Source organism: Eubacterium sp. 14-2, assembly GCF_000403845.2.
Taxonomy (GTDB): Bacteria; Bacillota; Clostridia; order Lachnospirales; family Lachnospiraceae; genus Petralouisia.
In genome coordinates this window covers 560496-576371 of the sequence record NZ_KE159568.1, presented here as the reverse complement: position 1 = coordinate 576371, position 15876 = coordinate 560496, and the positions used below count along the sequence as shown (strand labels likewise).

Below are 15876 nucleotides of genomic sequence, written 5' to 3'. Positions count from 1 at the left end.
CGAAGTTGGGAGGAGCCCTGATGGTTTTACCGGAGGGGCCCGGCAAAGCCGGGAGGAGCCCTGATGGATTTGCCATGAGGATTTGCCATGAGGAGGGGCCCGGCAAAGCCGGGAGGAGCCCTGATGGATTTGCCATGAGGAGGGGCCCGGCAAACCTGAAATTGCCCCTGAAAATTTCTAAGAACAGAAAGGAAGTATTTTTATGAAACATGTAAAAACATTAAATACAAAAAGATTACAGAACACAGTAAAAAGAGGCGGCTGCGGAGAATGCCAGACCTCATGCCAGTCTGCATGCAAGACAAGCTGTACCGTAGGAAACCAGAGCTGTGAGCATAAATAATTTCCGGCAGAATTATGTTCCCGTCAGGGGATGGGCAGCCAGGACAGGCGCCCGAAGAGCATAAGAATGTAAGCATGGACCGTTCGCAATCAACGAGCGGTCATTTGTGCGTTGATGGCCATGGGCCTGTGAGACGCCGGGATTACATACGGAAAGAGAGGAACTGGCAGTGGTTCATCAGTATAAAAACAACGGTTACAATATTGTTCTGGACGTCAACAGCGGTGCGGTACATGTGGTGGATGACATGGTTTATGATATGATTCCCCTGTTTGAAGCCTGCACCAGAGAAGAAATTATTTCCCGTCTGGGCCGGGACTATCCGGAAGCCGAGATTGCAGAAGGATACGAAGAAGTCAGGACTCTGGCTGAAGAACAGCAATTGTTTACGAAAGACGAATATGAGGATTACATGGGGCAGTTTCAGGATCGTCCCACGGTGGTAAAAGCCCTGTGTCTGCATATTGCCCATGACTGCAACCTGGCCTGCCGTTATTGCTTTGCGGAGGAAGGGGAATACCACGGAAGAAGAGCAGTCATGTCTTATGAAGTGGGAAAAGCTGCCCTTGATTTTCTGATTAAAAATTCCGGAAACCGCCGGAACCTGGAAGTGGACTTTTTCGGCGGTGAACCTTTGATGAATTTTGAGGTGGTAAAGAAGCTGGTAGCATATGGAAGAGAGCAGGAGAAAATTCACAATAAGAATTTCCGGTTTACCCTGACTACCAACGGTGTACTGCTGAATGATGAAATCATGGAATTTGCCAATCAGGAAATGGCAAATGTGGTACTGAGCATTGACGGGCGCAAAGAGGTAAACGACAGAATGCGGCCTTTCCGAAAAGGGGCGGGCAGCTATGATTTGATAGTACCGAAATTTCAGAAATTTGCAGAGAGCAGAAATCAGGAAAAATACTATGTGCGGGGAACATTTACCCACAATAACCTGGATTTTTCCGAAGATGTGCTTCATCTGGCGGATCTGGGATTCCGGCAGATTTCCGTGGAGCCTGTGGTGGCAGAACCCACAGAAAGCTATGCTCTGCAGGAAGAAGATCTGCCCAGACTGTTTGAAGAATATGACAGGCTGGCTCAGGAATTAATCAGGCGCCAGAAAGAAAACAGAGGTTTTCATTTCTTTCATTTTATGATAGATCTGGAAGGCGGGCCCTGTGTGGCAAAACGTCTGTCCGGCTGCGGTTCCGGAACAGAATATCTGGCGGTGACTCCCTGGGGAGATTTGTACCCCTGCCATCAGTTTGTGGGAAATGAAGAATTTCTCATGGGAAATGTGACGGAAGGCGTAAAGAATCTTCAGCTTCAGAAGGAGTTTAAAAGCTGTAATGTGTATGCAAAGGAAAAATGCAGGAACTGTTTTGCGAAGTTTTACTGCAGCGGCGGCTGTGCTGCCAATTCCTGGAATTTTCACGGAAGTATTACAGATGCTTATGATATCGGTTGCGAACTGCAGAAAAAGCGGATTGAATGCGCAATTATGATAAAAGCGGCGCTTGCGGAAGAAACCTGCTGAATCAGGCGGAAAAAGCAAAGGCGGCAGAATAAGAAATCTAAGAGAGGAAAAAGTCATGAAGAAAAGTAAAGCGACAGGGATACTGGTTCTGATTCTGGCAGTTATGGCAGCCATGACCTGGTATGCAGGAACCATTATCTCAACGGTTGGCGTAGGTGAGAACCGTAATATCAGGCTGGGACTGGATCTTGCAGGCGGTGTCAGCATCACTTACCAGGCGGTGGAAGACAATCCATCGGCGGAGGATATGAAGGATACTGTCTACAAGCTGCAGAAGCGTGTGGAAACTTACAGCACGGAATCTACCGTATATCAGGAAGGAAATAACCGGATTAATATAGAAATTCCCGGTGTTTCCGATGCAAATGAGATTCTGGAGGAACTTGGAAAGCCAGGCTCTCTGGAATTCCAGAATGAAGCAGGGGAAACCCTTGTGACAGGAACAGATATTAAAAGCGCGCAGGCAGGCACCTATAACGACAATATGGGGGCACGCCAGTATGTGGTAGAGCTGACCCTGACAGATGAAGGGGCCGAAAAATTTGCCAAAGCCACTGAGGACAATGTGGGCAAAACAATGCCTATCGTTTATGATGGACAGACCATCAGCGCGCCTGGTGTGGATGAGGCAATCACCGGAGGAAAAGCCCAGATTGACAATATGGAAAGTTTTGAGGCGGCAGAAGAACTGGCTTCTACCATCCGTATCGGTTCTCTGTCTCTGGAGCTGGAAGAACTCCATTCCAAAGTGGTAGGCGCTCAGCTGGGAGAAGAAGCCATTTCCACCAGTCTGAAAGCGGCATTAATCGGTCTGCTCCTGGTTATGCTGTTTATGATGATTATGTATCGTGTACCCGGATTTACTGCCAGCATTGCGCTGGTGCTCTATTCTGCGCTGACGGTATGGGCCCTGTGGATATTTGACATTACCCTGACCCTGCCCGGTATCGCAGGTATTATTCTGTCCATTGGTATGGCGGTGGACGCAAACGTTATTATATTTGCCCGTATTCGTGAAGAAATCGGCGCAGGAAAAACTGTAAATTCCGCCATTAAAATCGGATATGCCAAAGCCCTTTCCGCTATTCTGGACGGTAATATTACTACCCTGATTGCAGCAGTGGTGCTGGGAACCCGCGGATCCGGTTCCGTCAAAGGCTTTGCCTATACACTGGGAATCGGTATTGTGCTGTCCATGTTTACCGCTCTGGTAATTACCCGCTGGCTGATGAAATGCTTCTATGCCCTGGGGGTTCAGGATGCGAAATTCTATGGCGCCACCAAAGAGCGCAAGACCGTTCAGTTCCTGCGCAAACGTGTGTTATTTTTTGCCATATCAGGGCTGCTGATTCTGGCAGGAGCTGTTGGAATGGGAATCAACAAATCCAAAGACGGAAATATTTTAAATTACAGTCTGGATTTTGTAGGAGGAACCTCCACCACGGTTACCTTTAATGAAGATTATTCCATCAATGAAATTGATGAGAAGATTGTTCCGGTTGTGGAAGAAGTCACAGGAGATCCCAATGTCCAGACTCAGAAAATTGAAGGCACCAGTCAGGTGGTAATCAAGACACGTTCCCTGGAACTGGCAGAGCGTGAATCTCTGAATCAGGCTTTGATTGAACAGTTTGGAGTCAGTGAAGACGGAATTATTGCAGAAAATATCAGCTCAACCGTAAGTAATGAGATGAAATCAGACGCAATCTGGGCAGTGGCAATTGCCACAGTATTTATGCTGATTTATATCTGGTTCCGGTTTAAAGACATCCGTTTTGCGGGAAGCGCTGTTATCGCCCTTCTGCACGATGTGCTGGTAGTGCTGGCATTTTATGCCATTGTAAGAACTTCCGTAGGAAATACCTTTATTGCATGTATGCTGACTATCGTAGGATATTCCATCAATGCCACCATTGTTATTTTCGACCGTATCCGTGAGAATCTTGGCGGAGCCAGAAAAAAGGATCCGGACAGCCTGATGGAAATTGCCGACCGGAGTATTACCCAGACATTGTCCAGAAGTATCAATACTTCACTGACTACCTTTATTATGGTATTTGTGCTGTTTATTCTGGGCGTCAGCTCCATCCGGGAGTTTGCCCTTCCGCTGATGGCAGGTATTGTCTGCGGTGCTTATTCCTCCGTATGTATTACGGGAGCGCTGTGGTACGTGTTTAAAGTAAGATTTGCAAAGAAATAAATAGAATATCTTTTCAGAAAAGATTACAGGCGCCTTCTTAAGAGGGTGCCTGTAATTTTTGTGGGAGAACGGATGTAATGTATCCTGCTGCTGTTATTCCGGAGCGGATTCTTTTTTCATCCGGACAGGATAATTCAGCTATTTATAAATGACAACCCGGTCTCCGGTATAAATCCGAGTGCTTCCCTGGGGAATCAGATTTTCATCTCTCCGCTTAATCAGGGCAATGAGAAGATGGTCCGGCAGTTCCAGTTCCGCAATGCATTTTCCGCACCAGGGATGGGTAAGGGTAATCTGGATTTCTTTCAGTTTGCCGTCATTTTCGCTGTGGTAGGCCGGTACGCTCAATATCAGAGTGTCCTCGGCGTGAATCCGCGTGTTGCCGCGGGGAATCAGAGTTTCGTTTTCCCGCTTTATCATCAGGGCAAGAGAGCCGGTGGGAAAACTTACTTCCTCAACCAGACGGTTTTCCCAGTTATGTCCCTTTGGTATGTACATGCGCATCAGAGTCAGCTCCGAATCATCCTGATAGTCGTTGAATGTTTTACGGATATCAGAAGTATTGTCCACCATATCCAGTTTGCGGGCGGCCAGAGGAAGCAGAGAGCCCTGAATGGCCACTGAGAGCATGGAAATGAAAAATACAATGTGGAACAGGTCGTGTTCCAGGCTGACGCCGCTGGCGATTACCATAATGGCAAATACGATGGAAGCAGCGCCGCGCAGCCCTGACCAGGAAATCAGGACACACTGCCGCAGAGAGGGGCGGAAAGGGAGCATCAGCAGAAATACAGCTGCAGGCCGGGCCGCAAAGGTGAGGAAAACGGCAATGGCCAGGGAGGGAAGAAAAATTTCCGGCAGGCGGTGGGGAAATGCCAGAAGTCCCAGCAGGAAGAAAATCAGTATCTGAGCCAGTCCGTTGATTCCATCGAAAAAATGTACCAGTGTAATTTTATTGCTGATAGGGCTGTTGCCGAGGATAATTCCGGTCAGATACACGCTTAAATAGCCGTTTCCGCCAATTACGGTGGGAAAAGCGTAAGACAGCAGTGCCAGAGCGATTACGAAAACCGTGTCCATTCCCTCTGAGACAATGTCTCCTTTCTGAAGTACCGCAATCCCCACAAAAGCGTTAAAAATTCCGATTGCCGCACCGAATACTATCTGAGTGAACATCATGACAGGAATGGGAGTGCTGCTGCTGCCGGAAATCATGGCCAGAGCAATCATGGTAAGCATGTAGGCCATGGGGTCATTACTTCCGCTTTCAATTTCCAGAAGCGGGGCTGTAGCGTTTTTCAGGTTCAGATTTTTGGAGCGGAGAATGGAAAATACCGAAGCGGCGTCCGTGGAGCTTAAGACAGCGCCGATCAGAAAACTCTCAGACCAGGAAAAATGCAGGATTCCATAGCAGAACCAGCAGGTGAGCAGCGCGGTAATGACAACGCCCAGGGTGGAAAGTATGGTGGCTTTCACAGCTACGGGCCTGGCAGTCTGCCATTTTGTACCGAAGCCGCCGTAAAACATAATGAATATCAGAGCCACAGTGCATAGCTGTTCTGTCATGGTATAGTCGTTAAAAGAAATTTTTAAGAGTCCGTCAGAGCCGAATATCATACCAAGTGCCATGAAGCAAAGCAGTGCAGGCATACCGAATTTACTGGAAAAACGGTTCGCGATGATACAGGAGAGGATGACGGCGCAGCACAAAAGAAGCATAATCGCCATAAAGATTCGTCCTTTCTGTAATGAATTGAAAATTTCGAAAATACATTTCTATTATAGCATAGTCAGACGGGAAATGCTGTGAAAATTCTGTTAAAAGAGATGCAGCCTTTCTGCCGCTGTGGCGGAGGACAGGAAGCAGGGAAGGCCCTGGGAAATAAAAAGGAGAAACCGGAACTCCGATTTCTCCTTTGAAGTGCTGTTTGATATAGCAGAAACTTAAGCCTCTGCGTCTTCTGTTTTCTTGCCTGCCCAGTCATCAAATTTATCCATAACTGCGTCATATGTTCTCTGAGAAATGTCAGGCAGTTTGGAGCCCCATGCTCCGGTAGCAGCCTTGAAGCCCTTTTCAAAAGCAGCTTTCATTTCTTCAATTTTGGAAGTATCGCCGCCGGTGAGAGCTTTTGCAAATTCCACAATACGTTCGGAAGTCTGTTCAACGCCCCAGTATCCGTCTTCTGCAATGTCAGCCTGCGCCTGAGCTTTTACGTCAGCGCTTACGGTATATTTACCGCTTGCAAGGAACTTCCACATATCATCGGCCTGGCCGATTTTGGTTCCCTGGCTGGTCATCATTTTCTCTACCAGACTTCTGAGCTGGGCAGTTCTGGTTTCCGTATCTCTCTTCATGCGTGCAACGATTTCATCTTTGGAATAAATGCTGTTTTTAGCAGAAGTTTTGGTTTCATTGCTCTTCTCATATACAACGCCTTTATCAGCGGCGGTATTTTTGGAAGATTCCGTATTCTCAGCAGCTTTGACCGTATTCTGCTGAACGGGTGCGGTATAAGCCGCAGCACTGCTGTTTACACTATTCACACTGTTTACGCTCATAGTTTTGTCCCTCCCTGGTATTTTATTACTCCGAAAGGCCTGAAAACATTTAAAGCTCGGAGCAATAAGTGGTTATCCATAACTTTTGATTCCTCAACAATTATATCGGAAATCCAGGGAAAAAATTAACACTTTTTCTGATCATTTTGCATTTTGTACCTGGCGGATCAGGTCATAATTGCTGTCTCTGGCTTCCACAAAACCGGTAACAGGAGTGGTAATACCGGAAAAGTCTGTAAAACTGGTGAAGGCTTTTTTCAAAAGCTCAATTCGTTCCGGGTCCATATTTTTACTGAACGCAATGGCGTCTTTCTGGATATTTCCGGTAATGGAAATAATATTGATGCCGGACATGTCAGTTCCTGATTTCTGCATTTTTTCATAGGCTTCGTTATAGGTGGCGCCTGCGTCAAATTCGCCGTTCAGCACACCCTGAATCACCTGGTCGTGGCTGCCTGCAAAGGAAACGCTGGAAAAAACAGATTCCGGATCAAGGCCTGCCTCTTTGATACTGTGTCTTGCGTACAGATAACCGGAAGCGCTGTTTTTATCCACATAGGCAAAAGTTCTGCCAGGTAAATCTTCCAGAGTTTCTATACCGGAGTCATTTCTGGTAATAATATAACCGTTATAATAATCCTTGCCGTTAATCAGCGGAGTGGCAATGGGAATTAATGGGGTCATCTCAGCAGCAGTGATATAGGCAAAAGGCGAGAACCATCCTCCGTCAATGGTACCCTTCTGAATCTGGTCTCCCAGAGAAAGGTAGTCCTTTACAATGATAATTTTCACTTTTAATCCCAGACCTTCAAAGATACGGGCCAGCACCGGCTGATACATGTTCCTGATATCATTAGGGGAGGTAAAAGGATTGATACCGATAACAACCTCATTTTCATTTTTGATGGTACACATGCTGTATTGAAGATTTTCACACATGGAGCTGATATTGTCGCAGCAGGACAGCAGGGTTTCCGTTTTTTTCTGATGCTGGGCAATCAACGCTATGGAATCATGGGACTGGTTGGCAGAGGTGGAAATCGTATCTGTCAGTTTGCCCAGAGCATCTGTCACGTCTGAGGATACCTCCACATTGGTCTGGGAAACAGCAGTCAGATTGCCCATATTGCGCTTGATATCTGTCAGGGATTCATGGGTTCCGGTAAGGATGTTCACCGTACTTTCCACAAATCCGTTCAGCTTCTGAATAGAGTCCTCGGAATGTTTGGTGGATTCATGGCTGCTCTGAATATTTTCTTCCAGTTCCTTTACAATTTCTTCAATTTCATTGATAAAGGAATCTGTCTCATCGGAAAGTTTTCCCACTTCCCCGGCCACAATGGCGAAGGCTTTGCCGGCTTCTCCTGCATGGGCGGCAGTGATGGAAGCATTTAAGGATAAAAGGGTGGTTTCCTCTGAGATATTCTTAATGTACTCCACGATTTTGTGAATGTTCTGGGAAGATTCCAGCAGCTTCAGATTGGTTTCCTGAGTAATCCGAAGTGTTTCATTCAAATCATGAAGCATGTGATAGGTTTCTTTGATGGTTTCATTTTTTTCCGTGATGTTTTTTAAAATAGCATCTGCTTTTTCTTCCACCAGCCGGATATGTTCGTTCATGGTCTCGCTGTTCTGGTTGACCTGCTGAATTTTTTCCTCCACAAAAGTGGCCTGTTCCAGATTTTCAGCAGAAGAATCGGCAATTTTCTGATTATTGTTTACGAGGGTGGAAAATGCTTCTTTATTTTGTTTGGCAATCCAGAGCAGATGTTCCGTATCAAATCCAAGGGTCTCCATCATGTCGCTGATTTCGGTAATGATACGTTCATGTTCTGCCACGGAGAGTTCATTTCCTGCAGATTCAGTTCTGGACGGCTCATTGATTACGGGCTCCGGCTGCTGTGATTTTGCTAAAAAATTCTTAAACAAATGTCTCAGTCCCTTCCTGATAGTGTGGTTTCATAACCTGTGTCTGTTCGGACGGTATAACATCTGCTGACATTATACCAGGATGGTGCATTGTTCTGTGATATGTGAACCAGCATCTGTCCGGCAGCATAATACCAGCAGATATTATACCAAATAAAGTATAACAGGAAGAATTTTATTATGCAAGACAACACATAAAAAAATCTGTCAAAATGCGACAAAAAAGCTGCTATTATTCGGAAATTATTGACTTTTCCGGTAAAAAATGTTTAACTTATAACAGAAAGTATGTATACAAAATACAGGAGAAATGCTATGAAGGAATTAAGATTAAAAGCTCTGGCAAAGATAAATCTGGGGCTGGATGTGCTCAGACGCAGGGAAGACGGGTATCACGAAGTAAAGATGGTTATGCAGACCATAAGGCTGTATGACAGGCTCATATTAAAAAAGACGGACAGGCCGGGAATTCAGGTTAAGACGAATCTGTATTATCTGCCTGCGAATGAGAATAATCTGGTTTATCAGGCGGCAAAACTTCTTCAGGACGAATTTGATTTAAAAAGCGGGATGGTGATCAGCCTCCGGAAGTTTATCCCGGTGGCTGCAGGCATGGCAGGAGGAAGCTCCGATGCGGCGGCCGTATTATATGGAATGAACCGGATGTTTCAGCTGCAGCTTTCCAGAGAGGAACTGATGAAGCTGGGAGTTCGGATTGGCGCGGACGTGCCTTACTGTATTATGCGGGGGACGGCTCTGGCGGAAGGAATCGGCGAGCAGCTGTCCGCACTGCCTCCCATGCCGGAATGCCAGGTGGTGATTGCAAGGCCTCCCATCAGTGTATCCACGAAATTTGTATATGAAAATCTGAATCTGGGGGAGCATACGGTTCATCCGGATATTGACAGAATAATAAAAGGACTGGAGGAGGGAGACCTGCATCAGGTGGCCGCCCATATGGGAAATGTGCTGGAAAGCGTTACCATTCCCCACTATCCGGTAATTGCACGTATCAAAGAGGAAATGAAAGCCGGCGGAGCCCTCAACGCCATGATGAGCGGGAGCGGCCCCACAGTGTTCGGACTGTTTGATAATAAAGAGAAAGCGGAGCAGACCTGCCAGGCACTGCGGGAAGGGACCCTGGCAAAACAGGTGTATCTGACAGATATTTATAATACATTTCGCACAGAGCATACAGGAAAAGAGGAGTAGAAAATGACAGACAGGCTGGAATTAAATATGAATGCATATCTTCCCCTGCGGGATGTGGTGTTTCAGACTTTACGGGAGGCTATTCTGAAAGGGGAACTGAAACCGGGGGAACGTCTGATGGAACTGCAGCTTGCCTCAAAACTGGGGGTCAGCCGCACGCCCATCCGGGAAGCCATCCGTATGCTGGAGCTGGAAGGTCTGGCGGTGACCATGCCAAGAAAAGGAGCGGAGGTTGCCAGAATGACGGAAAAGGATATGGAGGATGTTCTGCAGATTCGGAAGGCCCTGGACGAGCTGGCAGTGGGGCTGGCATGTGATAACATGACGGAAGAATCCCTGGAACAGATTTATGGGGCTCTTAAAAATTTTGAAGAAAGTACGAGAAGCAGGGATGTGAAAAAGATTGCCCAGGCAGATGTGGAGTTCCATGACACCATTTATCAGGCGGCAGATAATCCCAAACTGGTAAACATGCTCAATAATCTGCGGGAGCAGATGTACCGTTACCGGGTGGAGTATCTGAAAAATGACACAGTTTATCCCAGACTGATTGAAGAGCATGAAAAAATCTACGAGGGGCTGAAACGTAAAGATAAGGAAACAGTGGTGGAAATCGTAAGCCATCATGTGATGAACCAGGAACTGGTAGTGAAAAATATTATTCAGGAACAGGAATAAAAAGGAAAATCCGGGAAATGATATACAGGAATGGTAAGAAAAGGGTAGGCCTCAGGCCTGTCCTTTTTATATTTGTTTTGCTGCAGCCTGCCGGTGCAGAGAAGAAATCAGAAGGAGAACGATTATGCCAATGGAGATTACCCCGGATTTACAGGAGAATATCCGGAATTTTGAGACGCTTTTTTCTGACTGCGCAGATATTAAAAAGCGGAAAATAAAGGTAGGAAAGAAGCTGGAAAAAGAGTGCTATATTGCCTATATAGAAGTGTCGGTCAGCAGCGTGGACTGGAAGGATTCGGCTGTGGGAAAGATACTTCAGACACTGCGGGAGCTGCCGGAAGAGGACCTTGTCTCTTATGTAAAACAGAATGTGCAGGATATTTCTGATTCGGATCCATTTGAAACCATAGAGGATGCGGCTCAGGGTATGCTGACGGGAGACGCTCTGTTTTTCCTGGAAGGGTATGGAAAAGCCCTGAAGATTCCGGATAAGGGGTATCCTGGCAGAGGCGTATATGAAACGGAGTCTGAGAAGGTAATTCGAGGTTCCAATGAGGGATTTTCAGAATCCGTCAAGCTGAATACGGCTCTGATCCGAAAACGTCTCCGCAGTCCCCATGTAAAGGTAAAAGAGAGTTTTGCGGGAAAACGCACTCACACCAATGTAGATCTGGTATATATGAAAGATCTGATTTACCCCGGTATGCTGGAAGAAGTGGAAAAGCGTCTGGGGGAATTTGAAATAGACGGGGCCCTGGACAGCGGGATTATTGAACAGCTTACAGAAAAGAGAAAGTATTCCCCCTTTCCGCAGTTTCAGACCACCCAGCGGCCGGACCGGGCAGCCATGGCCATTCTGGAGGGGAGAATTGTACTGCTGTCAGATAATTCCCCGGTAGCTCTGATTCTCCCGGCCACCTATAATACCTTTATCCAGACCAGCGATGATTATTACAGCCGCTGGGAAATTGCTTCTTTTACAAGAATGCTCCGTTATCTGGCTTCCTTTCTGGCCATGACGTTTCCGGGACTGTATCTGGCCATGACCAATTTCCACACCCAGATTCTGCCTACGGATCTGCTGCTGTCACTGGCGGCGGCAAGGCAGGGAGTTCCTTTTCCGGCAGTGGTGGAAATTCTGCTGATGGAACTGGCCTTTGAGCTGCTGCGGGAAGCAGGAGTCCGGCTTCCGGGGGCAAATGGAAATACCATAGGGATTGTGGGAGGCCTGATTATCGGACAGGCTGCGGTGGACGCCAATATAGTAAGCCCTATTGTGGTAATTGTGGTGGCATTGACAGCCCTTTGTTCCTTCGCAGTACCCAATGAGGAATTTGCCACTGCATTCCGTATCCTGAAATTTCTGTTTATATTTCTGTGCGGGTATCTGGGATTTTTCGGTTTTCTGGCAGGAATACTGTACGTGCTGATACATCTGTCTCATCTGGAGAGCTTTGGCATTCCCTATCTGGCGCCTTTTGTGGGAGCAGATTTGAACGGATACCGGGACGAACGGGATACCTTTCTGCGTCTGCCCCTGGATTTTCTGAAAAAGAGGCCCATCTACACCAGAGACGGGGCCCGTACCAGACTGAAGCTGAAACAGGAAGAAAAAAAACAGTGAGGATTCACAAGGAGGTTATGTTCTATGTTTGCAGATAATCGGAAAATATCATTACGTCAGGTAAGACGGCTTCTGATTCTGGATATTTTCGGAATGAGCAGCCTGATGCTTCCGGGAATTCTTGCTTCCATGACCGGGGCGGATGGTCTGATCTGCCTGATTCTGGGAATGGCAGGAGGGCTTGTACTGCTCTGGCTGATGGGGAAAAACCTGCAGTATGTAAAAGAAAATTACTACAGCTATATGAAAGATACCGCAGGAGAACTGGTGGGAGATATTTTTATGGTTTTCTATTTTCTGTATTTTATCACTCTCTGCGGATTTGTGCTGTATCAGACTTCTTTGCTGGTACTGGTATGGCTGCTGCCGGAAGGTTCGGAATTCTGGGTGAATCTGCTGCTGCTGGCCCTTGCGGCTTATGGAACCGTTCGCGGCATTGAAGGCAGAGCCAGAGTTTATGAAATTATTTTCTGGTTTCTGGGGATTCCTCTGCTGGTCATGCTGATTCTGGCATTTCGGGAGGTTCGGACAGATTACTGGGCTCCTGTCTTTTATTCCGGCGGGGAAGATTTGCTTCGTGGGACCATTGCCAGCGGTATTTTTCTGCTGCCTCTGACAGCCCTTTTGTTTTTAAAGCCTTTCTGCAGACAGGAAGAGAAACTTGCAGCCGTCGGAAAAAGAGCTCTTATTGCTGTTACCCTGATGAACGGACTGATTTATCTGATTCTGCTGGGGGTGTTTGGACAGAATACCATGGGCGTGCTGAAGCGCCCGGTTATTACATTGATGAGTATGGTAAATCTGCCAGGAGGATTTTTCACCAGACAGGATGTGATGATGACCACCGTGTGGTTTTTTGCATTGTTTGCCCTGCTCCATACAGGGGTGTTTCAAAGCACTCTGATTTTGAAGGAACTGTTCCATGAATCCGGAAACCGGTACAGCATGTGTATTTCTCTGCCCCTGGCATTTTTTATCGGAATCGGATTTTTTCAGCAGCCCTTTCTGATGGAAGTATATGAAATTTATCAGAAATGGATTGTACTGCCCGGCATGGTGGCGATTTTACTGATACTTTTACTGGTTCATCATCTCAGAACACATTGGGAAAGTAAAAAGGAGGAGAAAGAATCATGCTGAAAAAAGGTCTGGTACTGGCGCTTTTTCTGATTATGACAGCCGGCTGGACAGGATGTTCCGCCACAGAGCTGGAGCATCGGAGTTTTCCCCTGGCTGTGGGAATTGATTTGCAGGAAGAAAATGAGGAACCGGCAGAACCGGAGGAAGATCAGGTTCAGGAGGTGTTTCAGGGAAAGGCTGAGGAACCGCGGAATCTGGTGGTGAGCTTTGATTTTCCGGATCTGGCGCAGATTTCAGAGAAGGGCAGGACTGTGGAGACCGCCATGGGACTGTCTCTGGAAGGGACGGATATTTACCATGTGGAGAAATCCTATGAAAATAACACCAACCGGGTACTGGACTATAACCATATGAAAGCAGTGGTGTTAGGAGAAAATATTTTTTCGGATACGGTGCAGCTTCGGGCTCTTCTGATGGCCTGGGAACAGCGGGAAGCCTCCGCCAGAAATACCAGCCTGCTGATTGGCAGCAGTTCTGCGGCAGAGATTCTGAGCCTTACGGCGGAAACGGAAGGATCCATGGGAACTTATCTGGAGGAAATGCTGGAAAGCCAGAAGGATTTTAAACAGAATAAAATTGCCACAGTGGGAAATCTCATGAACCAGTGGCACAATCAGAACGAGCTGCTGCTGATTCCGGTGCTGACGGAACAGGGGAACCGTCCTGTAATCACAGCATACGGGGCGGTGTCGAATTTTCATTATGAAGGGACGATTTCGGTGGAGGAGGCCATGGAAGCCTGTCTGAGCCAGAATCTTCTGAATAAATTTACCTGTGAGATTTCCCGAAATGCGGTGATGGAAATTTCCGATATCCGGGTACACAAAACCATAGAACTGGAGGGAGAGACTCCGGTGGTCACCGTATCTGTTTCAGGCCGGGGCAGAATCAAAGGCGGTCAGATAAATTCTGTCTCGGAGCAGTACCAGTTAGAACGGAAAACAGAAAAGCAGCTGACAGCGGAGCTTATGGAAACTGCAGAAAGGCTGAGGCAGGAATACGGTATCGACATGACCAACAGTTATATTTCCCTGGGGTCCCAGAACAGGGAACTCTATAAAATGTACAGAGATTTTCCGGACACCTATAACAGGCAGGTGCGGCAGGTGTTTCAGGTGGACATTTCCCTGCTGAACCGGGAATAAAGAAAATTTCCTGGAAAAGGGGAAAAAGACGTAAGAAAAAGGGGACTTTTTTCTGTGCTGGAATAAAATAAAGAAATGGTTACTTACCATTTTAAAAGCAGTGATTCAGAACAGAAAAGGGGAAAGGCCTATGGGAAATAAATTAGTATGGAATGAAAGGTATAATATTGGAATAGATCTGATTGACAGAGAACATGAAAAACTGTTCCACATTTTGAATAAATTATTTGACTTTGGACGGCAGGAGGAAAAAAGCCACTGGGTCTGCCAGGAAGCCGTAAAATATTTTAAAGATCATGCCATTCAGCATTTTGCGGATGAAGAGGAGTATATGGACTCCGTTGATTATGCCGGACTGGCAACCCACAGACGTATTCACAAAAATTTCCGCGAGCGAACCCTTCCTGCCCTTGAGCGGGAACTGGAGCAGACAGGTTATTCGGAAAGTTCCGTCAGTCATTTTCTCGGCGTATGCGCAGGATGGCTGGTCGGACATACTTTGGTTGAAGATCAGATGATTGTGAGCGGGGAAACGGTGAAACAGTGGGAAAATCTTCTGCCGGAAGAAGAACAGACTGTAATGGGACAGACAATTGCCGGTCTTTTGTACAGCATGTTTCAGCTTGATTCCCGGCTGGTCAGCAATTGCTATGGAGGGGAGAAATTCGGAGACGGCATTTACTATCGTCTGATATACAGCACGGAAGAAAAAGAGGAACTGGAATTCTTCCTGATTTTTGAAGAACAGGTAATTGTCAGCACCATCGGCAGCGTTATGGATTTAAAGGCAGAAGCGGTAAGCGTTATGCTGATGAACGTGGCGAGATATGTGGCGAGACAGCTTGTGGAGCGGGTGATCAGGCATTTTCCCTTATCAGAGCAGTTTGAAATAAAAGAAGAACAGCTTCTGACCTATGAGCAGTTTCACAGAATTTACGAGAAACAGAGCCCCCGGTTCAGCCTGCTGTTTGATACAGGGGCGGGATATTTTGCCTGCTGCGTGACTGCATCGGATGCCATACACAGTGAGGGCGGAGCTGCCATTATTACGGAGAATGCCATGGCTGAGGTGGAGAAATATTTAAGTCAGGCCAGAAAAGAAAAGGCAACCGTAAGCCGGAAAAAGAAGATTCTTCTGGTAGATGATTCGGAACTTATGCTCAGGGCCATGCAGAGCCTGCTGGACAATGATTATGAAATAATCACAGCGAAATCCGGCATGTCCGCAATCAGGTCCATTACCCTGGGCAGGCCGGATCTGGTTCTTCTGGATTATGAGATGCCTGTCTGCAACGGAAGACAGGTTCTGGAAATGATCCGTTCTGAGAAAGAATTCAGGGATACGCCGGTGATTTTTCTCACAAACATGGTAGACCAGGAAAGTGTGCGGAAAGTCATAGCCCTGAAGCCGGAGGGTTATCTGCTGAAAACTCTGCCGGCAGAAGCAGTAAAAAAAGAAGTTGACCGTTTTTTTGAAAAGAGGTGTTCAGACAAAAAATAAAAAAACATGACTGA

The 15876-nt window shown here is 46.8% G+C and carries 13 protein-coding genes; 10 read left to right on the top strand and 3 right to left on the bottom strand.

Annotated elements, in window-relative coordinates; genetic code table 11:
• Nucleotides 1-20 precede the first annotated feature (20 nt).
• The 4 genes from C805_RS19710 to C805_RS19695 all read left to right on the top strand — a co-directional run bounded on the left by C805_RS19710 (nt 21) and on the right by C805_RS19695 (nt 4074).
• Nucleotides 21-206, top strand: coding sequence for a hypothetical protein (locus C805_RS19710; protein WP_016215748.1), 186 nt, complete (start codon nt 21-23; stop codon nt 204-206).
• Nucleotides 203-343, top strand: a complete 141-nt coding sequence (gene scfA, locus C805_RS19705; RefSeq protein WP_016215747.1) for a six-cysteine ranthipeptide SCIFF — start codon at nt 203-205, stop codon at nt 341-343. The genes C805_RS19710 and scfA overlap by 4 nt, the downstream gene beginning before the upstream one ends.
• A gap of 169 nt (nt 344-512) precedes the next feature.
• On the top strand, nt 513-1874 hold the full coding sequence (gene scfB, locus C805_RS19700) for a thioether cross-link-forming SCIFF peptide maturase (protein WP_016215746.1): 1362 nt from the start codon (nt 513-515) through the stop codon (nt 1872-1874).
• Between the two features lie 55 nt (nt 1875-1929).
• Nucleotides 1930-4074 (top strand): protein translocase subunit SecDF, encoded by a 2145-nt coding sequence (locus C805_RS19695; protein ID WP_016215745.1) that lies wholly within the window; start codon nt 1930-1932, stop codon nt 4072-4074.
• Nucleotides 4075-4212: 138 nt separating this feature from the next.
• Here the strand turns inward: C805_RS19695 and C805_RS19690 are convergent, their stop codons facing one another.
• The 3 genes from C805_RS19690 to phnD form a co-directional block, all read right to left on the bottom strand.
• Nucleotides 4213-5802 (bottom strand): potassium/proton antiporter, encoded by a 1590-nt coding sequence (locus C805_RS19690; protein WP_016215744.1) that lies wholly within the window; start codon nt 5800-5802, stop codon nt 4213-4215.
• Nucleotides 5803-6018: 216 nt separating this feature from the next.
• A complete protein-coding gene (locus C805_RS19685; protein WP_016215743.1) occupies nt 6019-6633 on the bottom strand; it encodes a hypothetical protein in 615 nt (204 codons plus the stop codon).
• Between the two features lie 141 nt (nt 6634-6774).
• Entirely contained in the window at nt 6775-8562 is a 1788-nt protein-coding gene (gene phnD / locus C805_RS19680; RefSeq protein WP_016215742.1) for a phosphate/phosphite/phosphonate ABC transporter substrate-binding protein, read from the bottom strand.
• Nucleotides 8563-8877: 315 nt separating this feature from the next.
• On the opposite strand from phnD, the gene ispE reads away from it, so the two are divergent.
• The 6 genes from ispE (at nt 8878) to C805_RS19650 (ending at nt 15862) form a co-directional block, all read left to right on the top strand.
• Nucleotides 8878-9774, top strand: a complete 897-nt coding sequence (ispE, locus tag C805_RS19675) for a 4-(cytidine 5'-diphospho)-2-C-methyl-D-erythritol kinase (RefSeq protein ID WP_016215741.1) — start codon at nt 8878-8880, stop codon at nt 9772-9774.
• A 3-nt stretch (nt 9775-9777) separates the two neighbouring features.
• The gene (locus tag C805_RS19670; protein WP_016215740.1) at nt 9778-10452 is read left to right on the top strand and encodes a GntR family transcriptional regulator; all 675 of its coding nucleotides are present in this window, start codon (nt 9778-9780) and stop codon (nt 10450-10452) included.
• Between the two features lie 124 nt (nt 10453-10576).
• Entirely contained in the window at nt 10577-12076 is a 1500-nt protein-coding gene (locus C805_RS19665; protein ID WP_016215739.1) for a spore germination protein, read from the top strand.
• A gap of 24 nt (nt 12077-12100) precedes the next feature.
• Entirely contained in the window at nt 12101-13216 is a 1116-nt protein-coding gene (locus tag C805_RS19660) for a GerAB/ArcD/ProY family transporter (RefSeq protein WP_016215738.1), read from the top strand.
• Nucleotides 13210-14361 (top strand): Ger(x)C family spore germination protein, encoded by a 1152-nt coding sequence (locus tag C805_RS19655; protein ID WP_016215737.1) that lies wholly within the window; start codon nt 13210-13212, stop codon nt 14359-14361. Before C805_RS19660 ends, C805_RS19655 begins: the two co-directional genes overlap by 7 nt.
• Nucleotides 14362-14491: 130 nt before the next feature.
• Nucleotides 14492-15862 (top strand): hemerythrin domain-containing protein, encoded by a 1371-nt coding sequence (locus C805_RS19650; RefSeq protein ID WP_016215736.1) that lies wholly within the window; start codon nt 14492-14494, stop codon nt 15860-15862.
• Nucleotides 15863-15876: the final 14 nt, after the last annotated feature.

What these genes read in the sequence shown, in the direction of transcription:
- C805_RS19710 (WP_016215748.1), top strand. Translation starts at nt 21, where the DNA reads ATGGTTTTACCGGAGGGGCCCGGCAAAGCCGGGAGGAGCCCTGATGGA.
- scfA (WP_016215747.1), top strand. Translation starts at nt 203, where the DNA reads ATGAAACATGTAAAAACATTAAATACAAAAAGATTACAGAACACAGTA.
- C805_RS19695 (WP_016215745.1), top strand. Translation starts at nt 1,930, where the DNA reads ATGAAGAAAAGTAAAGCGACAGGGATACTGGTTCTGATTCTGGCAGTT.
- C805_RS19690 (WP_016215744.1), bottom strand. Translation starts at nt 5,802, where the DNA reads ATGGCGATTATGCTTCTTTTGTGCTGCGCCGTCATCCTCTCCTGTATC.
- C805_RS19685 (WP_016215743.1), bottom strand. Translation starts at nt 6,633, where the DNA reads ATGAGCGTAAACAGTGTGAATAGTGTAAACAGCAGTGCTGCGGCTTAT.
- ispE (WP_016215741.1), top strand. Translation starts at nt 8,878, where the DNA reads ATGAAGGAATTAAGATTAAAAGCTCTGGCAAAGATAAATCTGGGGCTG.
- C805_RS19670 (WP_016215740.1), top strand. Translation starts at nt 9,778, where the DNA reads ATGACAGACAGGCTGGAATTAAATATGAATGCATATCTTCCCCTGCGG.
- C805_RS19665 (WP_016215739.1), top strand. Translation starts at nt 10,577, where the DNA reads ATGCCAATGGAGATTACCCCGGATTTACAGGAGAATATCCGGAATTTT.
- C805_RS19660 (WP_016215738.1), top strand. Translation starts at nt 12,101, where the DNA reads ATGTTTGCAGATAATCGGAAAATATCATTACGTCAGGTAAGACGGCTT.
- C805_RS19655 (WP_016215737.1), top strand. Translation starts at nt 13,210, where the DNA reads ATGCTGAAAAAAGGTCTGGTACTGGCGCTTTTTCTGATTATGACAGCC.
- C805_RS19650 (WP_016215736.1), top strand. Translation starts at nt 14,492, where the DNA reads ATGGGAAATAAATTAGTATGGAATGAAAGGTATAATATTGGAATAGAT.